Below are 18,698 nucleotides of genomic sequence, written 5' to 3' on the forward strand. Positions count from 1 at the left end.
TTACACTAAGCTTTTTCTTCTATTTGTTCACGTATTTTCTTCTCTATTTGTGATTTTATCTTGGTTATTCTCAATGAAGCGATATGAAATTTGGTGGGTGCTCTGATGGGGCTTGATGCATATGTGAACACCTTTGGTGCCGTTTGTAAGGCGCGATATGGCACCCGACTGCGAAAACTCACTATAGATGCCAAGTTTACTTGCCCTAACCGTGACGGCACTTTAGGGCGCGGAGGTTGTACTTTCTGTAATGTGGCGTCATTTAGCCATCAAACCGCCGATGTATTGAGTATTACTGAGCAACTCGAACATGGTAAGAGCCGCTATCGTGAGGCGAAGCCTCAGGCACAAGCCGATAAATTTATTGCTTATTTTCAAGCCTACACTAGCACTTACGATGAATATCAAGTGTTAATGGCTAAGTACGATGAAGCGGTTAAAGATGGCGAGATAGTCGGTTTATGTGTTGGAACTCGCCCCGATTGTGTGTCGAATAATGTACTGGATTTACTGGCGCGCTATCAGGCAAATGGTGTCGATGTGTGGTTAGAGCTCGGGTTGCAAACAGCCAAAGATGAAACACTGCGTAGAATTAACCGTGGCCATGATTTCGCCTGTTATTGTGACACTGTGTCGAGGGCGAGAGCTCGCAGTCTTAAGGTGTGCACTCATCTCATTCTTGGCTTACCCGATGAAACCCATAGCGATTATATGGCGACTTTAGCTGCTGTATTGCAGCATGGCGTTGATGGCTTGAAGCTACATCCTTTGCATATCGTCGAAGGTAGCACTATGGCTAAGTCGTGGCGAAGTGGGCGCTTACCTTTATTGAGTCTTGAGGATTATGCTCACAGTGTCGGCGAGATGATCCGCCATACTCCCGCGGAAGTGATTTTTCACCGTGTCACCGCTTATGCGAAAAAGCCTATGCTATTAGCACCCGATTGGTGTGCCTATCGTTGGGATGGATTGGTGGCGATTGTGGATAATTTGCAGCATTATGGTGGACAAGGGCACGCATTAGCGCAACGATAGAGGCAAGTTAGTGGGATAAATTTACTCCCTAAATGTTATGTCGTCGCTATTATTTCGTAAGCGTTTATTTACGACTATTAGTTTGTTTTTTGTTAATTTTAATCTGAATTAGACCATGAATATCGCTATAAGTTGCACTGACAATTTTAGTGGGTATCATGTGATAAATTCGTTTTAAGCATTGAACCACTTAAGGGAGGCCTTATGGCCACAGTTGAATTAGAAGCAATCCTAGATCTCAATACTCTCGAACAGTACTGCAGCGCCATTGGTGCCGGTACCTTACTCAAGAGTGTGGTGTTATTTGAGCAGTTAATGCCTGAATATGTTGGAAATCTAGTGAAGGCTAACGACGCTGCAGACAAAGATACCTTATGTTCAGAAGCACATAAATTTAAAGGTGCTGCAGGTTCTGTGGGGTTAAAACGTATTCAGCAGATCGCCCAGTTATTACAGCATGGCGAAGAAGCAAGATGGGATGCTGAACATGGCTCTTGGGTTGCTGACATCGTTGAACACGCGAGTGCAGATTTACAACAGTTAAAGTTATTCCTCCAAGCCAAAGCATAAAATATTACTTGCTAAGGTACGTTAAGGCGCAGCAATAATGTCTATTGTTGCGCTCAATTGAGTGAATCTTGCATTGGTTTTACGATTAAGTTTGTTGTTTTCGACATTTTCTTGTTAGCGCTTTTCCCATCTTATTTTGTTACTCCCACTTAAGTTTTACGGCGAACCGATTGAATATCGATTCGGGTCACAATCCTGATATCTTATGCCGCGTTATTGCTCATCACTTATGCTAAAGTAGATTTAATTTCTTAATTCATAACCTTCATGGCAATCGAGAAAATGAAAAGTTTACCTAGCTTAAAAAACTTATTCTATTTGGTGAATCTCCATCAAGAGCAGAATTTTAACCGCGCCGCTAAGGTGTGTTTTGTCAGTCAATCAACACTTTCAAGTGGGATCCAAAACCTAGAAGAGCAGTTAGGGCATCAGTTGATTGAGCGAGACCATAAGTCATTTATGTTTACCGCCATTGGTGAAGAGGTGGTGCAGCGCGCCCGTAAAATTCTCACTGATGTGGATGATTTGGTGGAATTAGTGAAAAATCAAGGTGAGCCGATGACGGGGGATATTCGCTTAGGCTGTATTCCAACCATAGCGCCTTTCCTATTGAGCCGTGTGATCCGCCAGTGTCAGCAATCTTATCCGGCGATGAGTTTATTATTGAAGGAAGATACCACTGAGCGTTTGCTAGATGCTTTGGGTAAAGGAGAGCTGGACTTATTGATCCTAGCGCTACCCGTTGATACTAGCGGTTACCACAGCATGAAAGTGGGCATAGATCCTTTCAAAATGGTGGCCCACAAAGATTTAGCGGGTGGCATACATCAACCTATTGATTATCAAACTCTGCCGGACGAGAGTATTTTTCTTCTGCAAAGTGAGCATTGCATCACAGGCCATGCTATTACTGCATGTCAGCTAGGTGATAGTGCGAAAGTCAATCCGTTTGCCGCCACCAGTTTGCATACTTTAGTGCAGATGGTGAACAGTAAACTGGGCACCACGTTTCTTCCGCAAATGGCCATTGACGCGGGTATTTTGAATGACACAGATTTAGTGGTGATGACGCCACCGGGTGAGGCACCTTACCGTGATATCGGCCTTGTCTGGCGTCAAACCACCAGTCGGATCTTAACTTTCCGCACTTTAGGTTTAATGATCCAAAAATTATTAGCTAAGGACGAGGAATAAACTGACTGTAACTGCAAAGCATTAATTCAAGCTAAAGCTTAAAGTCGATTACAAATCAGAGCGGGGAAACGCCAAACACTTCAATTGAGTGTTGTTTCCCTTTGAGTTTGACTGGGCCTAGATTTGATAGGTGATACTGAGTGTTGGGGTTATCTAAACGTCCTGCGAGTGCGCCTGAAATCAACATGCGCTGTCCTAGTGGATTACATTGATCTTGCAGTCTTGCTAAGGTATTGAGCACGTCACTAAAGAAACTAATTTCTTGTTTCTGTACACCAACAACTGCAGCGACGACTTGGCCACAATGGGCCGCCGCTTTAAATTTCGGCACAAAGCCATAATGCTCTTCAAAGTAGCGGCGTTGCCAGTTCAGTTGTTGGCTAAATTCAAAATAGATATTCATGCAGCGGTCGTGAACTATCCCTTCTTCTAATGGCCAGTGAAGCAGCACTGCATCTCCCATATAGCGGTAGATTTCAGCTTCGTTATTGGACACAGTATCTGAAAGTAAACTAAAGCTGTCTTGGATCAATCGACTAAAGCGGTAATCGCCAAGTGATTCGGCATGTGTGGTTGAGGCGACCATGTCTAAATAGAGGAATAAGCGCTGCTCATATCTTGGCTTGTGGTATTTACCAAGGCCTATGTTGAGTAAAATACGCGGCCCGACTAATAATGCCATTTGCTCGACAAAAGCTAAGCTGACTCGTACAACGACCAAATATACGATCAATGCTTGGAATGAAGGACTATAGAGAATGTGCGCCGTCAGCATTTGTCTGAGGGTCGACATATGATTTTCGATGGCCCACATATTTAAAAACTGAGTCATGTAAGCTAACGTCGTAGCACCCAGTAATAAAAACAAGCCCTTAAAGATGACTGAAAACACATAGGGGAGGCGATTGATTGCACTGAAATCTGCAATGACGTTCGACATCCAATGTAAGCTGCCAAAAATTATCCCCATGTAGATAGCAAGTGTTGCGAGATCAGCCGAACTTACCGCCCATTGGGGCAGCTCTGGTGATTGGGCATATCGAAAAAACACGAATGCAGCCATGGCAATCGCCCAAGCTAAAATCGCAAAAAGGAGTTTTTTCGCTTGTCTACGTGCTCTCACTGCTTGATTGGTATCCGAATACGGCTGTGATTTCAGGATGCCGTAGTTTATAGAAAAGAGTCACCTTAGTGCCAGTGAAATTTGTGATCTGGATCAATCCAAGTCCATATCGTTACTAAAAATTAACCAAATACCTTATTAAGTATCATAGCAGTGAAACTGGTCTTTAAATAAAAGCCCCTAGGGTTGGTCATTTTGATGCTACCATCTTCGGCAATGCTTTGTGTTAACGCCTTACTATTCGCGGCCTTAGGGCGCAATTGCAGCACTTCGCCGTGGCGCGCTGTAAGCCTCTCTACTTTTCCGAGGGCGATAAGCTCCATGATCTCTTCCCAATCCTGTTGCAGTAATCGCAACTCGTGCGGATCTGGTTCCCACAATATTGGTGTACCTATACGGCGCTCACCCACAGGAATATGCCTCTCTCCTTCAACGGGTACCCAAAGTACTCGTTGTAACTTATGGCAGACTAAGCTGTTTTGCCAGGTTAATCCTTGGATATTCGATAGCGGCGCCACGCAGACATAAGTGGTCTCCAGCGGTCGCCCCTGTGTATCAATGGGGATAGTTTTTAGCTCGACCCCTAAATGTAGAAAATCTTGCTCAGGTTTAGAACCCGCCGTTGCGCCTAATTCCATTTCGATTAGTTGACCGACCCAACCTTTATCGCGTTTAAGATCCTTGGGGACTCGAATGCTTCTTTGGCTGGCTATCTGCGCCAAACTCACGCCCGCCATCATGTTGGCACGTTCGAGTAGTTCAGATAGATTTTCGGGGGGGATAATTCGATTCATGGCTGGATTTTACTTAAAAATAACCGCTTAGCAATGGTGGTTAAAAAACGAGCTCTACAGGGTGGGTTAACTTGTACCGAATGTTTTTATTCTAAGTGACTGATTTTCAATTTTATATCCGTGTTAACCCCCGTTGTGCAAAAAAGTGTTCAAAGTTACTCTCTGCTTTCCCTTGCGTTCCCCACATACTTATCCACAGATATTATGGATAACTCAGTAAAGTGAGCCTCTTAACCTAATAAAAATCCTAAGTCAATGCGAATAAAGTGCATTTATTCTGGCTTTTGTGGACAGTTGTGGACACTATTTGTGTATAAAGTTGAGTAATATCGCGAGAATGATAGAAATACTTCTTGCTGGTTAAATAATGAGCTTTATTGGTTTTTTAGTCTAAAATAAATCGTGATTAATTTGCAAGTTAATGAATTTATTTGCTATTAAGTTTTAACTCTAAATTTTCAAAACGATGGTAAATAGATGTTTTTTGAACGTTATAACAAGTTCACCTGAGTTTCAAACAGAGATATCCACAGAAAATGTGGATATCCCCGGATCCCATCCCCTAGCATTGTTGATAAATGTCTTTTAAGTCAGATGTTATCCAAAGCTTAGGATAAAATAGAGGTTTGCTGAGAGACTAGCTTTATGAAACAATCAGTTTATTAAAATTTAATGTGATTTGGAGTCCATGTGATTGATAGCGACGGCTTTCGCGCAAATGTGGGCATTATAATTTGTAACAGATATGGCCAAGTCATGTGGGCTAGACGTTTCGGTCAACACTCATGGCAATTTCCTCAAGGTGGCGTCGATGATGGCGAGACAGCAGAAGAGGCTATGTATCGTGAGTTGTATGAAGAAGTGGGCCTAAGACCTGAACACGTGCATATATTAACCTCGACCCGTTCTTGGTTACGCTATCGTTTGCCAAAGCGTTTAGTCAGGCAAGACAGTAAACCTGTGTGTATTGGGCAAAAACAAAAGTGGTTTCTGTTACAACTGAAAAGCCAAGATAGTGCGATTAATTTAAGTTCCTCTGGGCATCCTGAATTTGACGATTGGCGCTGGGTAAGTTATTGGTATCCTGTGCGGCAAGTCGTGTCATTTAAGCGTGATGTTTATCGTAAGGTGATGAAAGAGTTTGCGGTAACGGCATTGTCATTCCAGACCCTAGAAATACCTAGGAAACGGGGAAGGCAAAAAACAACGGGCTGATTTTCAAAAGAGGATTGAAAACAGTGTTAAATACGCTTAGGGATATTACTCAGGCTGTGGCATCTGCCCACAGTTTGGAAACCGCACTAGAAGTCTTAGTTTCATCGACTAAAGCGGCGATGGAAACCCAATGTTGCTCGATCTATATCCTAGAAGAGCAAGAACTGGTGTTATCTGCAACCGACGGTCTTGAAAAAAGCGCCGTTGGTCGGGTACGTATGCCGTTGACCGAAGGTTTAGTAGGACTCGCTGCCCAGCGAGAAGAGGCCGTTAATTTAGCAGATGCGCGGCTTCATCCAAGGTTTAAGCTTTTTCCTGAAGTCGCCGAAGAAGAATACCGCGCTTTTTTAGCTGTACCTATTATCTACCAGAAGGCTGTGGTAGGGGTGATAGTGGTACAGCAGGCGAGTGCTCGCCAATTCAGTGAGGGTGAAGAAGCCTTCCTGATGACGCTCGCCGCCCAATTAGCGATGGCGGTGCGTGGCTTAAAACAAAAAGCACAAGTCAGCTCCCATCATCAACAAATTCTGTTTCAAGGTACTTCAGCGTCAAACGGTATCGCCATTGCGTATGCCTTCGTACTTGGTGGGGAAATCCCCCTTGAACAGCCTGAGGTGCGTTCTGACGATATTGCCTATGAATCGAGTCGCTTAACCACGGCTATGGTGCGTTGTAAAGAAGCGATAGGTGCCTTATCTCAACGGTTTGATCGTGAGCAAGATGACGAAGTTGTCTCCATTTTCAATGCATTACAGTTACTGCTTGATGATGCTAGTTTAGGCGGCGAATATACCCGTGAAGTGCAATTAGGCTGGGCTGCTGAGTCGGCGGTGAGTCGAGTGTCTCTACGTTATATTCAACAGTTTTTAGCAATGGAAGACCCTTACCTTAAGGAGCGGGCTAGCGATATTCGCGACTTAGGTCAAAAAGTATTGCGCCAACTTATTGAGCCAGAACGTCTAGAGCTTGAGCCCGATAAACCTGTAATCCTCATTACCCGTGAAGCCGATGCGACTATGTTGGCTGAGTTCCCAAGGCAAAAGCTTGCGGGTATTGTCACTGAGCTTGGTGGCGTAAACTCCCATGCCGCCATTTTAGCCCGTGCCTTAGGTGTGCCTGCTATTACAGGTGTAGAGCAACTGTTATCCGCCAATATTGACCAAAAACTTTTAGTCGTAAACGCAAGCCGTGGTCAGTTATTGGTGTCGCCATCACCCGCGATTGTCGGTGAGTATCGTAGCCTGATTTCGGCACAAAAAGCCTTGCAACGCCAGTATGCCCAAGAATTAGCGCTGCCTTCTGTAACCTTAGATGGTTCACGTATTCGCTTGTATCTCAATGCGGGATTACTCAGTGGTGTGGCCTCTGAAATTGCAGAGGGCGCCGACGGTATTGGGCTTTATCGCACTGAAATTCCTTTTATGTTGCAACAGCGCTTCCCGAGTGAATCTGAGCAAGTCAAAGTCTATCAACAGGTCTTATCGGCCGCGTCCGGTCGACCTGTGGTGATGCGTACTTTAGATGTGGGAGGCGATAAACCTTTACCGTATTTCCCGATTAAAGAAGACAATCCTTTCCTAGGATGGCGCGGGATTCGCTTGTCTCTGGATCATCCTGAGCTGTTTTTGGTGCAGTTACGGGCCATGCTACAGGCTGGGGGAGACGGTAAACAGCTGAGTATTTTGCTGCCTATGGTCAGCAACTTAGATGAAATCGATCAATCCTTAGAATATTTGCAACAAGCCTATGTTGAATTAAAAAACGATGTTAACAGCGACATAGTGATGCCACGAATAGGCATTATGCTCGAAGTGCCTGCCATGTTATATCAGTTGGATGATGTGGCAAAACGAGTGGATTTTGTCTCTGTTGGTAGTAATGATTTAACCCAATATTTGCTGGCTGTTGACCGTAATAACCCGCGGGTGAGCTCGTTATTTGACAGTTATCATCCTGGAATATTGCGGGCTTTGCATCAGGCGCACCTCGATTGTCGATACCATAAACTCGATATTAGTATCTGTGGAGAGTTAGCGGGCGAACCTATGGGAGCCATTTTGCTGGTGGCTATGGGATACGATCAGTTGAGTATGAATCAGGGCAGTTTAGCGCGGATCAATTATCTATTGCGACGTGTTGCGCGGGCCGATTTAGATCAATTACTTGCTAAAGCGCTGAGCCTATCAAACGGCTTCCAAGTGCGTGAGCTGGTTAAAGAATATTTGACCCAGCAGGGTCTCGCAACAATTCTTAATTAACTAATGCCGTGTTAAGCTAAGGCCCTCAATTTATCACGCTGTAGGTACTCGTGTGGATAGTTTGTTGTTGGTGTTCTTTATTTGCTTGGCTTTAGGCGCATTTGTCGGCTTTATGGCTGGATTATTAGGTATCGGTGGCGGCTTGATTGTAGTGCCGGCACTGCTTTATATTTTGCCATCGGTCGGTATTAGCTCTACTCAGCTCCCCCATATTGCAATTGCCACTTCGCTAGCAGCCATTATTCTCACCTCTATTTCGTCGGCACGTGCCCACCATAAGCGTGGCAATGTGCCTTGGGATTTATTCAAATCAATGTTACCGGGCCTGATTATAGGCGCGCTGGCTTCAGGTTTTATTGCTGAGCGTATTCCCGCTGATAAGTTACAACAAGGTTTTGCCATCTTTGTGATTTTAATGACAATTCAAATGGCTTATCCCGTTAAGGCCGAATCAAATCGTCAATTACCTAATTCAGTAGTGCTTTTTGTTGTATCGGCTTTTGTTGCGGTTTTGGCAGGTTTGACCGGGATAGGTGGCGGTATACTGATAGTGCCATTTTTGACTTTTTATGGTTTACAGATGCGTCAAGCCGTGGGCTTTTCTGCGGCGATGGGCTTCTTAATCTCTCTTTCTGGCAGTTTCGGCTATATTATTGCAGGAATGAATGCCCCTGAGTTGCCCTATGGTACCTTAGGCTATATCTATTTACCTGCATTGTTTGGTTTAGTGATCACTTCTGTCTTGATGGCGCCTGTGGGGGTAAAAGCGGCGAGCACTTGGCCAACACCTGTACTTAAAAAGATATTTGCACTGTTACTTCTATGTGTCGGCCTTAAGTTAATTCTGACCTAGTTTTTATGTTTATCTCAGTTTGAGGCTGCTAATGGATGTGTTATGGCGTTGAGTTTCCCCAATATCGATCCCGTGATCGTTTCATTTGGACCGTTTAATCTTTTTGGACAAACCTTTGAACCGGCACTGCGTTGGTATGGTTTTACCTATTTAGTCGGATTTGTTGCGGCCATGTGGTTGTTGAACCGCCAAGCCGACCGTTCAAAGGGGATATGGACGCGGGAGCAAGTTTCAGATTTACTCTTTTATGGTTTTCTTGGGGTGATTTTAGGTGGCCGTATCGGTTACGTGCTTTTTTATCATTTCGATTATTTCCTCGCCAGTCCCCTCTATTTATTTAAAATCTCCGAAGGTGGCATGTCCTTCCACGGCGGTTTGATGGGCGTGATTACGGCGATGCTCTATATCGCGTGGAAACAAAAACGTACTTTTTTTGCTGTCGCCGATATGGTAGCACCTGTTGTGCCTATTGGTTTAGGCGCTGGTCGTATTGGTAACTTTATCAACGGCGAGCTTTGGGGACGAACCACTGATGTGCCTTGGGCTATGGTGTTTCCTACCGGTGGGCCTGACCCACGTCATCCATCCCAGTTGTATCAGTTCGCCCTTGAAGGCGTAGCATTATTCCTATTACTTTACTGGTTTAGCAAACGTACCGATAAAGTCGGTGCAGTCTCTGGTATGTTCTTAGTCGGTTACGGTATGTTCCGTATTATGGTTGAAACTGTGAGGCAACCCGACACACAGTTGGGACTCTACTGGGGATTTATGACTATGGGGCAGATACTCTCTGTGCCTATGGTGTTAATCGGTTTGTACTTGATTTTTCGTAAGCAAGGTAAGCAGCAATGAAACAGTATTTAGACTTAATGAAGCACATATTAGCCGAAGGCGTGGATAAATCGGATCGCACAGGTACTGGGACTCGCTCGGTATTTGGCTATCAAATGCGCTTCGATTTGAGCAAAGGTTTTCCTTTGGTGAGCACCAAAAAATGCCATATGCGCTCTATCATCCATGAATTGCTGTGGTTTCTGAAGGGTGAAACTAACGTTGCCTATTTACGCGAAAATAAGGTCAGCATTTGGGATGAATGGGCCGATGATAATGGCGATTTGGGCCCAGTTTATGGTGCCCAGTGGCGCAGCTGGCCAACCCAGAGTGGTGATGCTATCGATCAGATTTCGCAAGTTATCGCCCAGATAAAATCTCAGCCAGATTCTCGCCGTCTTATCGTTTCTGCGTGGAACGTGGGCGAACTGGATAAAATGGCTTTGGCACCGTGCCATGCGTTTTTTCAGTTCTATGTAGCTGATGGCAAATTATCTTGTCAGCTGTATCAGCGTAGTTGTGATGTGTTTCTGGGGTTGCCATTTAATATTGCCAGTTATGCTTTGTTGACTATGATGGTCGCCCAGCAATGTGACTTGGCCTTAGGTGATTTTGTGTGGACGGGTGGCGATACCCATTTATATTCTAATCATATGGAACAGACGGCACTGCAGTTAAGCCGTGATCCAAAACCGTTGCCGACTATGACTATTGTACGCAGACCTGAGTCGATTTTTGACTATCAATTCGATGATTTTGAATTAACAAACTACGCTCCACACCCTCATATCAAAGCCCCTGTTGCTGTGTGATGTATGTTTTTTAGTCTAACACTTCGGGATAACCGAGGTGTTAGGGAGAAACTTACGATTATATTTGTTATTACAATTCGTCTACACTCAATTCATTATGATTTTTAGGAGTGCAAGATGGAAAAAGCAATTAGAAATTTTCTGAGCCAAGAGTCGGCTGGCGGTATCCTGTTATTGGTTGCTGTTGTCTTAGCCATGCTGATGGCCAATTCCCCCTTATCTGGACTTTATCAAGGCTTTTTAGGCACTGACGTTCAAGTCAAAATTGGCGAGCTCAATATACACAAGCCACTCATCCTGTGGATAAACGATGGCTTGATGGCCATATTCTTTTTGCTGATTGGTTTAGAAGTGAAACGTGAGTTACTTGAAGGCGCCTTATCGAGTGTCGCTCAAGCTTCCCTGCCTACCTTTGCAGCGATTGGCGGCATGTTAGTCCCTGCTGGTGTGTACTTACTGTTTAACTATGGTGATCCTGTCACACAAGCGGGCTGGGCGATTCCTGCCGCGACTGATATTGCCTTTGCCTTAGGTATTATGGCACTGCTCGGAAGCCGCGTTCCTGTTTCACTGAAAGTCTTCTTACTTGCTTTAGCTATCATCGATGATTTAGGCGTCATAGTGATTATCGCGCTGTTTTACAGTACTGACCTATCAACCATTAGTTTAGTGATTGCCAGTTTAGCGATTGCGGGCTTGGTCGGGTTAAACCGCAAAGGGGTTACCTCACTTTTACCCTATGGCATCTTAGGGTTAATTCTTTGGGTTGCCGTACTTAAGTCTGGAGTGCATGCGACTCTGGCTGGCGTCATCATTGCTTTTTGTATTCCATTGCGGGCAAAGGATGGCAGTTCACCCTCAGAAGGCTTAGAGCATAGTTTGCATCCTTGGAGTACTTTCCTCATTTTGCCAGTGTTTGCTTTTGCCAATGCGGGCGTTTATGTCGGCAATATGAATTTGGAGACGTTAATTTCTCCTGTTCCTGTTGGTATTGCATTGGGCCTGATGTTAGGTAAGCCAATCGGTGTAATGTTATTTAGCTTTATTGCGGTGAAACTAAAATTAGCTCAATTGCCCGATGGCGTAGGTTGGAAGCAAATTGCCCCCGTCGCGGCCATGTGCGGTATTGGTTTTACTATGTCTATGTTTATTGCGTCGTTAGCCTTTGAACATGCAGACCCTATGTACGGTGACTTAGCACGCCTAGGGACCTTAATCGGTTCGATTATGGCAGCGTTAGTCGGGTATTTCTGGTTATCAAAAGTGTTACCTAATAAAGGAGTATAACTATGATAAAGTTGAAATTAATGGGAATAGCAACGCTCTTATGTTTATCAACAACTGCGACGGCATCGCAAATATCGGCCTGTAATCAAGATGCAAACTCGCAGACTTGCCAAAGCTATCTTGAAGGAATAGTGGATGGCGCTTTGATGTTTAAATCTGATTCCTTAGGGGCGAGATTAGAAACTAATGGTTATGAATCGAGGGCACTTAAGTATCGCGGTGGTAAACGTTTCCAAGAAGCGAATCGAACCTATTGCGCCGAACGTATTCCTGAACGTAACGTTTTAGTTTCAGGAGTCACTGAAGCGGTAAGTCTGGGGAATGCTGCCGATTTGGAGCAGTTACAAGGCATAGTTACTAACTTACTCGACTGCCAGCGTTTAAAGTAACTTGACTGGTAATCATCAGGTTTTTAATCATCTGATTTTAAACTAATCGAGTTTAAAATAACACAGTAACCCCTCAGCGCTTTGGCGTTTGAGGGAGCATTAACAGCGGGTTAGCATGCTGCACTTGAATTATAACCACTTGTATTATTTTTGGATGATTAAGAAAAAGGGCTCAGTCGCGAAGGCGGCCGAAGCCCTATGTTTGACGCCGCAAACGATAACGGGGCAAATTCGTGCCTTAGAAGATAGGTTAAACGGCAGTCTGTTCAAGCGAGTCGGGCGGACATTGGAGGCGACAGAGTTAGGTGAATTGGTGTTTCGCTACGCCGATAAGATGTTTAGCCTTAGCTATGAAATGCTCGATTTACTTAACTATCAAAAAGCGGATGCCATGTTATTCGAGGTGGGTATTGCCGATGCCTTATCTAAAGCTTTAGTCAGCCGAGTTTTATTATCTGTAGTGCCTAATGACAATTCTATGCACTTAGCCTGCTATGAGGCGACTCACGAGAGCCTAATGGCGCGTTTACGTGAGCATAAACTGGATATGATCCTTTCGGATTGTGCCGGTGAGTCACTGAAATACCCTGAAATTTTATCTAAAAAATTGGGCGAGTGTGGCGTGAGTTTTTTCTCCGCTGAGACTTATAGCGCTGATTTTCCTGCTTGTTTAGAGCAAGGCCAGCTATTAATCCCCGGCCGCAGAACCTCACTTGGACAACAGCTATATCGCTGGTTTGACGAGCAAAACCTTAAAGTCAGTATTTTGGGCGAGTTCGATGATGCGGCCATGATGAAGGCCTTTGGTTACCTTAAACGAGGTATTTTTGTCACACCGTCGATTTATCGCCAAGAAGTGATTTCCCATGGTATGAATTTGCTCGGTGAAACTACCGATGTGAAAGAGGAATACCATGTGATGTTTGCCGAACGTATGATCCAACATCCTGCGGTAAAGCGATTATTGGATACAGATTTTAGCGATCTCTTTGAGGGGCTCGATACGCAAGTACAACAATGCTAATTTTGTAAGTCAATATGAAGGGTTAATCGACACTTTAGTCAGTGAACTGATAGACTAATGCCAAATCTGTGTTGGGAGAAATACCTTGGAATTAATGAACATCGCAAGGGTTCGCTGGGCATGTCGCCGTGGGATGCTGGAATTAGACGTCTTGCTTCAACCTTTTGTTGAAAACTTCTATCAAGAAATGTCCGATGAAGATAAAACCGTGTTTATCCGTTTGTTGGAATGTGAAGATCCAGAATTGTTTGCTTGGTTTATGGGCCATGAAGTGTGCCCTGATACTGAACTGGCTCGTATGATAGTAAAAGTCCGTGGAAGACCGGCACCATAGTTTCAGTGTAAAAGCCTCTTTCGACCAACGACTCTCGTTGGTCGTTTTTATTGGCGTTTGTTCTAGCTCCTTTCTGCTTTGGCCCCAAAGCGACATTATCGCCTTATCTCTGCTTAAATATTTGTTTATCGTACTTGTTAGTATTTTTTTGCTGTCGCAGTTGTGGCGACTGCAGCATTGGCGTTTAGATTTTGTGCTGAGTGATAAAGGCGAGGGGCGTTTGTCAACGGGGTCGCACTTTCAGGTACTAAAACGCACTTGGGTCACGCCCTTTGTTTGCTTGATTTATATCGAAGTGGATACTCAGCTACGGCTCTTGTTGGTTTGGGCAGATATGTTAGACGATACTGACTATCGACATTTATGTCGGCTGTTGCTGCGGGCTAAAATGCAACAGACTAAACCTCATTCTGAGATTTAGTCTGTTTATGATGAAGTCACCTATGCGGTTACTTTTCTGGTAGTAAAATAGTCGGGCGAGGCGCGTCTAATTTCTCTGGATGATCGATATTAAAATGCAGCCCACGGCTTTCTTTACGCTCCATGGCACAGCGAATAATTAATTCGGCCACTTGCACTAAGTTACGTAATTCGAGTAAGTTATTGCTAACCCTGAAGTTACTGTAATATTCCTGAATTTCTTGCTGTAACATCAGGCAGCGGCGCAGTGCACGCTCCAGACGTTTATCTGAGCGTACAATTCCAACGTAGTCCCACATAAATAACCGCAGTTCGTGCCAGTTATGGGCGATGACCACTTCCTCATCCGAGTTCGACACTTTACTTTCATCCCATGCTGGAATTTGTCCCGGGATTTGAATTTTATGCAGTTGGCTTTCTATGTCCTGTGACGCCGCACGGGCAAACACTAAACATTCGAGTAGTGAGTTACTCGCCAGACGATTGGCGCCATGTAAGCCCGTATAGGCAACTTCACCAATAGCATAGAGACCATTGAGATCCGTCTGACCGTGCATATCTGTCATCACACCACCGCAGGTATAGTGAGCAGCAGGCACGACAGGGATAGCATCTTTAGTGATATCGATTCCCAGCTCTAAGCAACGGCTATAGATGGTCGGAAAATGCTTCATCACAAAGTCAGCATCTTTATGGCTGATATCTAGATAGACGCAATCGGCACCGAGACGTTTCATCTCATAGTCGATGGCGCGGGCAACGATGTCACGGGGAGCTAACTCGGCGCGTTCATCAAAGTCCGGCATAAAGCGCGTGCCGTCTGGACGACGCAGATAAGCCCCTTCACCACGCAGGGCTTCGGTGAGTAAGAAGTTGCGCGCATCTGCGTGGTACAAACACGTTGGATGGAATTGGTTGAACTCCATATTCGCCACGCGGCAACCTGCACGCCATGCCATGGCAATACCATCACCACTAGCGACATCGGGGTTTGAGGTATATTGATAAACCTTTGAGCTACCACCAGTCGCTAACGCAACAAACTTGGCCTTAACGGTTTCGACGTGCTCTTCATTGCGATTCCACACATAAGCGCCTAACACACGATTACCTGGGCGATTTAACTTACGGGTGGTGATGAGGTCGATGGCGTTATAGCGTTCTAAAACTTGAATATTGGGGTGGGCGAGTGCGCGCTCTTGCAGTGTGGTTTGCACTTCCTTGCCTGTGGCATCGGCAGCGTGCAGAATACGTCTGTGGCTATGGCCGCCTTCACGGGTTAAATGGTAAGGTGCATCTTTTGCGTTGCCGTCTGTGGTTTCTTCTTTATCGAAGGCGACGCCACATTCGATAAGCCATTGCATTGCACTCTTGGCATTTTCAGCAGTGAAAGTGACAACGTCTTTGTCACATAAACCCGCCCCTGCGATTAAGGTGTCTGCAACATGGGATTCGATAGTGTCACTTTCGTCGAAGACGGAGGCGATACCGCCTTGGGCGTAGTAAGTCGACCCTTCCGAGAGTGGGCCTTTTGAAAGCAGAATTACTTTTGCTTTTTCAGCAAGATGCAAAGCTAGTGTCAGACCTGCGGCACCGCTACCTATGACTAATATGTCAGATTGGTGTTCAACTACTTGTTTCATCGGGTATCATGATGTGACTGAAGAGTGCCAACTATGGTAAACCAACTCACCGATTATGGGTACTTTCCTTTTTACCTTACTTTTTTTGTATAATTTTTAGAACTTTTTCAAAGCCCGCGAGTCTACATAAGTGAATATGATTCGAGCGACTGAAAAATCAGCATTTTAGATTTAGGAGAAGTCGGCTCGGATGAGTGGACAATTAAGTGATCAACAATTAGTTGAGCGCGTACAACAAGGTGATAAAAACGCTTTTAACCTGTTAGTGCTTAAATATCAAAGTAAAGTCATTAGCTTGATATCCCGTTATGTACGGAACCAAGCGGACGTTGCTGATGTCGCACAGGAAGCGTTTATCAAAGCTTACAGAGCTTTGCCAAACTTTCGCGGTGAAAGTGCATTTTATACTTGGTTGTACCGCATCGCAGTAAACACTGCGAAGAATTATCTCGTATCACAGGGGCGTAGAACGCCTGCGAATGATGTTGATGCAGAAGATGCCGAATATTACGAAGGTAGTGACGCGCTGAAGGAGTTTGCCTCCCCAGAACGGCTAATGTTATCGGATGAAATCAAAAAAGTGATTTTCGATACATTAGAGACCTTGCCTGAAGAATTACGAATGGCCATCTCATTGCGTGAACTCGATGGTATGAGTTACGAAGATATTGCCATAGTCATGGATTGTCCTGTCGGGACCGTAAGATCACGTATCTTCCGAGCACGAGAAGCAATCGATAAAAAGCTCCAGCCTTTGCTGGAAGCCTAAATTCTTATTTTAAGAAACCCTTATATTTAGACAGGTGAAAAATGGATAAATTAGGTCAAGAATGGGTATCTGCCGCAGTCGATGGAGAGACTGATGAGCAGACCATGGCAGAGTTATCTGCTGATACACATTCACATGATAAATGGCATAACTATCATATGATAGGCGATGCCATGCGTGGCGAGTTGCCGCAGAATATTGTGTTAGATCTCTCTGCTAGCATTGCCGCCGCCATTGAGCTTGAGCCAGCGATAGTTGCGCCTAAGCATCATGCGTCTAACGTTGCTGCACCTGTAACGCCACAAATTGCCGCCAATTCGGAGCAAAGCCGCGTCGTACCTTTATTTAAGCAATTTGGTCAATATGCCATTGCTGCGACGGTTGCTATGTTTGCGATTGTGGGTGTGCAGAATTACAATCAAACCGCCGATGATGCCGCGTCACCATCGCCCGTGTTAATTACAAGGCCGCTTATTGGTAGCGCATCACCTGTGAGCCTACAAACCGGTCCTGTACAACAGAATCAAGGCTATACCAATGATCAGGTGAATGAGCAACGTCGCCGAATTAATACTTATATCCAAGATCATATGTTGCAACAACGATTGAATACTGGTGCGGTTGTAGAGGACAATACCGAGGTCGTACCCGTTCCGGTCAATCAATAACGAGGAGTTAGCTTGCGTCTAATCCTGTTGGCTTTATTAGCCTTGGTCTTTCCTGCAACCGCGCAGGAGGACATGCCTGCCAAAGCTTGGCTCGAGAAAATGAGTCAGGCTTTACGAGAGAAAGAGTTTAAAGCATCGATTATTCAACTTCAGGCCGATCATATTCGGCCTTTGGTTTACCTGCATGGTAAGGTGAATAATCAAGAAGTTGCCTTTCTAGAATACCTTAACGGTCCACCCAAAAATGCAGTGCGTGTCGGTAATCGTGTCACCTTTATTGAGCACGATGAGCCTGCGTATAGTATCGTTTCTAATCATATTCAAGGTGTCTGGCCTGCTGCTTTCTCTGCCAATATGGCGGACTTAGAAGTGGGTTATCAGTTTGTACTCGGTGGCCGTACCCGTATCGCTGGGCGTCCGGGGCAGATGATCCGCCTGTTGCCTAATGATGAATTCCGTTATGGCTTTCAAATTTGGCTTGATATGGAAACCTATCTGCCGCTGAGATACGACATGCTGACTCAAGATAAGCAATTACTTGAGCAGATCATGGTGATTGAACTCATTGAATTCAGCGAGCCGCCAGCCATTTTGCAAGAGGCCTATAAGCAAGAGTGGCCGGCAGTTATCGATCAAGCCGAGCGCCAAGACGGTCAAAACTGGCAATTTGCTTGGTTACCCGCAGGTTTTACTGTGGTAGTGCGCGACCACCATAGATTAATTGGCAGTCACGAAGCGGTGGAATACATAGCACTGACCGATGGACTGGCAAATATTTCTGTTTATGTGGCGCGTGCGGGCACGAGTCCATTGCCTGAAGAATTAATTACCCGTAATGGCTTGTCGTTAGTCTCAGAAAAAGTCGGTAATGCCGAAGTGGTTGCTGTGGGTAAAGTGCCGACAGAAACCTTAACGCGCATTGCTAAAAGTCTGACGCTAGAATAGGACGCCGATTATGATGGAAGAAATTGCCAGAGTCGTCTCCAGTGATAGTCAAGGCTGGTTGACGGTTGAAGTGGAACTTAAGAGTACCTGCAAGAGCTGCAGTAACAGTGAGTCTTGCGGGACCTCTGCTGTCGCTCAGGCTTTTTCCTCGAAAACCCAGCAATTTTCTATTCAGAGTGACCGCCGCTGTGAGGCTGGTGAATTACTCAAATTAGGCCTTCCCGAGAGCGTGATCCTCAAAGCCGCGGCATTAATCTATTTAATGCCGCTGTTTGGCCTGTTTATCGGCGCGGCCTTAGGACAATTTTTAGGCCAGTTGCTTGAGTTTAATCCTAACCTAGGTGCCATGGGCTTTGCGGCCGTTGGTGCCTTGATTGCGTGGTCTTTTGGTAAGCAACAGGCTAAACGTTTAGAAGTTGATGCTCAGCCTGTGATTTTGGCCTATTTAGGTAGGAGCATCAATTTAAACGAATTAGCCCAATAATTTCAATGTGTTATTTTTTATCAAATAGCAGCTAACTGCGGTTTTGGGCG

20 protein-coding genes are annotated in these 18,698 nt (G+C 45.0%); 17 read left to right on the forward strand and 3 right to left on the reverse strand.

Annotation, left to right across the window (positions count from 1 at the left end):
• Positions 1–105 precede the first annotated feature (105 nt).
• The 3 genes from L5M28_RS10765 to oxyR all read left to right on the forward strand — a co-directional run bounded on the left by L5M28_RS10765 (position 106) and on the right by oxyR (position 2,799).
• Positions 106–1,035, forward strand: a complete 930-nt coding sequence (locus L5M28_RS10765; RefSeq protein WP_263196438.1) for a TIGR01212 family radical SAM protein — start codon at positions 106–108, stop codon at positions 1,033–1,035.
• Positions 1,036–1,239: 204 nt separating this feature from the next.
• Positions 1,240–1,605: an Hpt domain-containing protein gene (locus tag L5M28_RS10770; protein ID WP_028760840.1), complete on the forward strand. Its 366-nt coding sequence runs from the start codon at positions 1,240–1,242 to the stop codon at positions 1,603–1,605.
• Between the two features lie 282 nt (positions 1,606–1,887).
• The gene (oxyR, locus tag L5M28_RS10775) at positions 1,888–2,799 is read left to right on the forward strand and encodes a hydrogen peroxide-inducible genes transcriptional activator OxyR (RefSeq protein WP_028760839.1); all 912 of its coding nucleotides are present in this window, start codon (positions 1,888–1,890) and stop codon (positions 2,797–2,799) included.
• Positions 2,800–2,854: 55 nt separating this feature from the next.
• Here the strand turns inward: oxyR and L5M28_RS10780 are convergent, their stop codons facing one another.
• Positions 2,855–3,922, reverse strand: a complete 1,068-nt coding sequence (locus L5M28_RS10780; protein ID WP_105249866.1) for an adenylate/guanylate cyclase domain-containing protein — start codon at positions 3,920–3,922, stop codon at positions 2,855–2,857.
• A 122-nt stretch (positions 3,923–4,044) separates the two neighbouring features.
• Positions 4,045–4,716, reverse strand: coding sequence for a DNA mismatch repair endonuclease MutH (gene mutH, locus L5M28_RS10785; RefSeq protein WP_263196436.1), 672 nt, complete (start codon positions 4,714–4,716; stop codon positions 4,045–4,047).
• 690 nt (positions 4,717–5,406) lie between these two features.
• On the opposite strand from mutH, the gene rppH reads away from it, so the two are divergent.
• The 10 genes from rppH to L5M28_RS10835 all read left to right on the forward strand — a co-directional run bounded on the left by rppH (position 5,407) and on the right by L5M28_RS10835 (position 14,140).
• Positions 5,407–5,931, forward strand: a complete 525-nt coding sequence (rppH, locus tag L5M28_RS10790) for an RNA pyrophosphohydrolase (protein ID WP_006080762.1) — start codon at positions 5,407–5,409, stop codon at positions 5,929–5,931.
• A gap of 23 nt (positions 5,932–5,954) precedes the next feature.
• A complete protein-coding gene (ptsP, locus tag L5M28_RS10795; protein ID WP_263196435.1) occupies positions 5,955–8,189 on the forward strand; it encodes a phosphoenolpyruvate--protein phosphotransferase in 2,235 nt (744 codons plus the stop codon).
• 52 nt (positions 8,190–8,241) lie between these two features.
• The gene (locus tag L5M28_RS10800; RefSeq protein WP_028760835.1) at positions 8,242–9,042 is read left to right on the forward strand and encodes a sulfite exporter TauE/SafE family protein; all 801 of its coding nucleotides are present in this window, start codon (positions 8,242–8,244) and stop codon (positions 9,040–9,042) included.
• A 42-nt stretch (positions 9,043–9,084) separates the two neighbouring features.
• Positions 9,085–9,894, forward strand: a complete 810-nt coding sequence (lgt, locus tag L5M28_RS10805; protein WP_263196434.1) for a prolipoprotein diacylglyceryl transferase — start codon at positions 9,085–9,087, stop codon at positions 9,892–9,894.
• On the forward strand, positions 9,891–10,685 hold the full coding sequence (gene thyA, locus L5M28_RS10810) for a thymidylate synthase (protein WP_105249861.1): 795 nt from the start codon (positions 9,891–9,893) through the stop codon (positions 10,683–10,685). Before lgt ends, thyA begins: the two co-directional genes overlap by 4 nt.
• A gap of 117 nt (positions 10,686–10,802) precedes the next feature.
• Complete coding sequence (nhaA, locus tag L5M28_RS10815; protein ID WP_263203316.1) at positions 10,803–11,972, forward strand: Na+/H+ antiporter NhaA; 1,170 nt, start codon at positions 10,803–10,805, stop codon at positions 11,970–11,972.
• Between the two features lie 2 nt (positions 11,973–11,974).
• Entirely contained in the window at positions 11,975–12,361 is a 387-nt protein-coding gene (locus L5M28_RS10820) for a hypothetical protein (protein WP_105249860.1), read from the forward strand.
• Between the two features lie 115 nt (positions 12,362–12,476).
• Entirely contained in the window at positions 12,477–13,385 is a 909-nt protein-coding gene (gene nhaR, locus L5M28_RS10825) for a transcriptional activator NhaR (RefSeq protein ID WP_028760830.1), read from the forward strand.
• Between the two features lie 85 nt (positions 13,386–13,470).
• Positions 13,471–13,719, forward strand: coding sequence for a succinate dehydrogenase assembly factor 2 (locus tag L5M28_RS10830; RefSeq protein ID WP_028760829.1), 249 nt, complete (start codon positions 13,471–13,473; stop codon positions 13,717–13,719).
• Positions 13,700–14,140 carry a protein YgfX gene (locus tag L5M28_RS10835; protein ID WP_263203317.1) on the forward strand — a complete coding sequence of 147 codons (441 nt, stop codon included), beginning with the start codon at positions 13,700–13,702 and terminating at the stop codon, positions 14,138–14,140. Before L5M28_RS10830 ends, L5M28_RS10835 begins: the two co-directional genes overlap by 20 nt.
• A 28-nt stretch (positions 14,141–14,168) precedes the next feature.
• Here L5M28_RS10835 and nadB read toward each other — a convergent pair whose 3' ends face one another.
• Positions 14,169–15,782 (reverse strand): L-aspartate oxidase, encoded by a 1,614-nt coding sequence (gene nadB / locus L5M28_RS10840; RefSeq protein WP_263196429.1) that lies wholly within the window; start codon positions 15,780–15,782, stop codon positions 14,169–14,171.
• Between the two features lie 190 nt (positions 15,783–15,972).
• Here nadB and rpoE point away from each other — a divergent pair, with 190 nt between their 5' ends.
• Genes rpoE through L5M28_RS10860 form a run of 4 tightly spaced genes read left to right on the forward strand, consistent with a single transcriptional unit; the run spans position 15,973 to position 18,648 of the window.
• Positions 15,973–16,551, forward strand: a complete 579-nt coding sequence (gene rpoE / locus L5M28_RS10845) for an RNA polymerase sigma factor RpoE (RefSeq protein ID WP_028760826.1) — start codon at positions 15,973–15,975, stop codon at positions 16,549–16,551.
• Positions 16,552–16,592: 41 nt separating this feature from the next.
• Positions 16,593–17,219, forward strand: coding sequence for a sigma-E factor negative regulatory protein (locus L5M28_RS10850; RefSeq protein ID WP_263196427.1), 627 nt, complete (start codon positions 16,593–16,595; stop codon positions 17,217–17,219).
• Between the two features lie 12 nt (positions 17,220–17,231).
• Entirely contained in the window at positions 17,232–18,164 is a 933-nt protein-coding gene (locus L5M28_RS10855) for a MucB/RseB C-terminal domain-containing protein (RefSeq protein WP_028760824.1), read from the forward strand.
• A 10-nt stretch (positions 18,165–18,174) separates the two neighbouring features.
• The gene (locus L5M28_RS10860) at positions 18,175–18,648 is read left to right on the forward strand and encodes a SoxR reducing system RseC family protein (protein ID WP_263203319.1); all 474 of its coding nucleotides are present in this window, start codon (positions 18,175–18,177) and stop codon (positions 18,646–18,648) included.
• Positions 18,649–18,698 lie beyond the last annotated feature (50 nt).

It is taken from the genome of Shewanella sp. SW32 (assembly GCF_025653365.1).
GTDB classification, from domain to species: domain Bacteria; phylum Pseudomonadota; class Gammaproteobacteria; order Enterobacterales; family Shewanellaceae; genus Shewanella; species Shewanella oncorhynchi.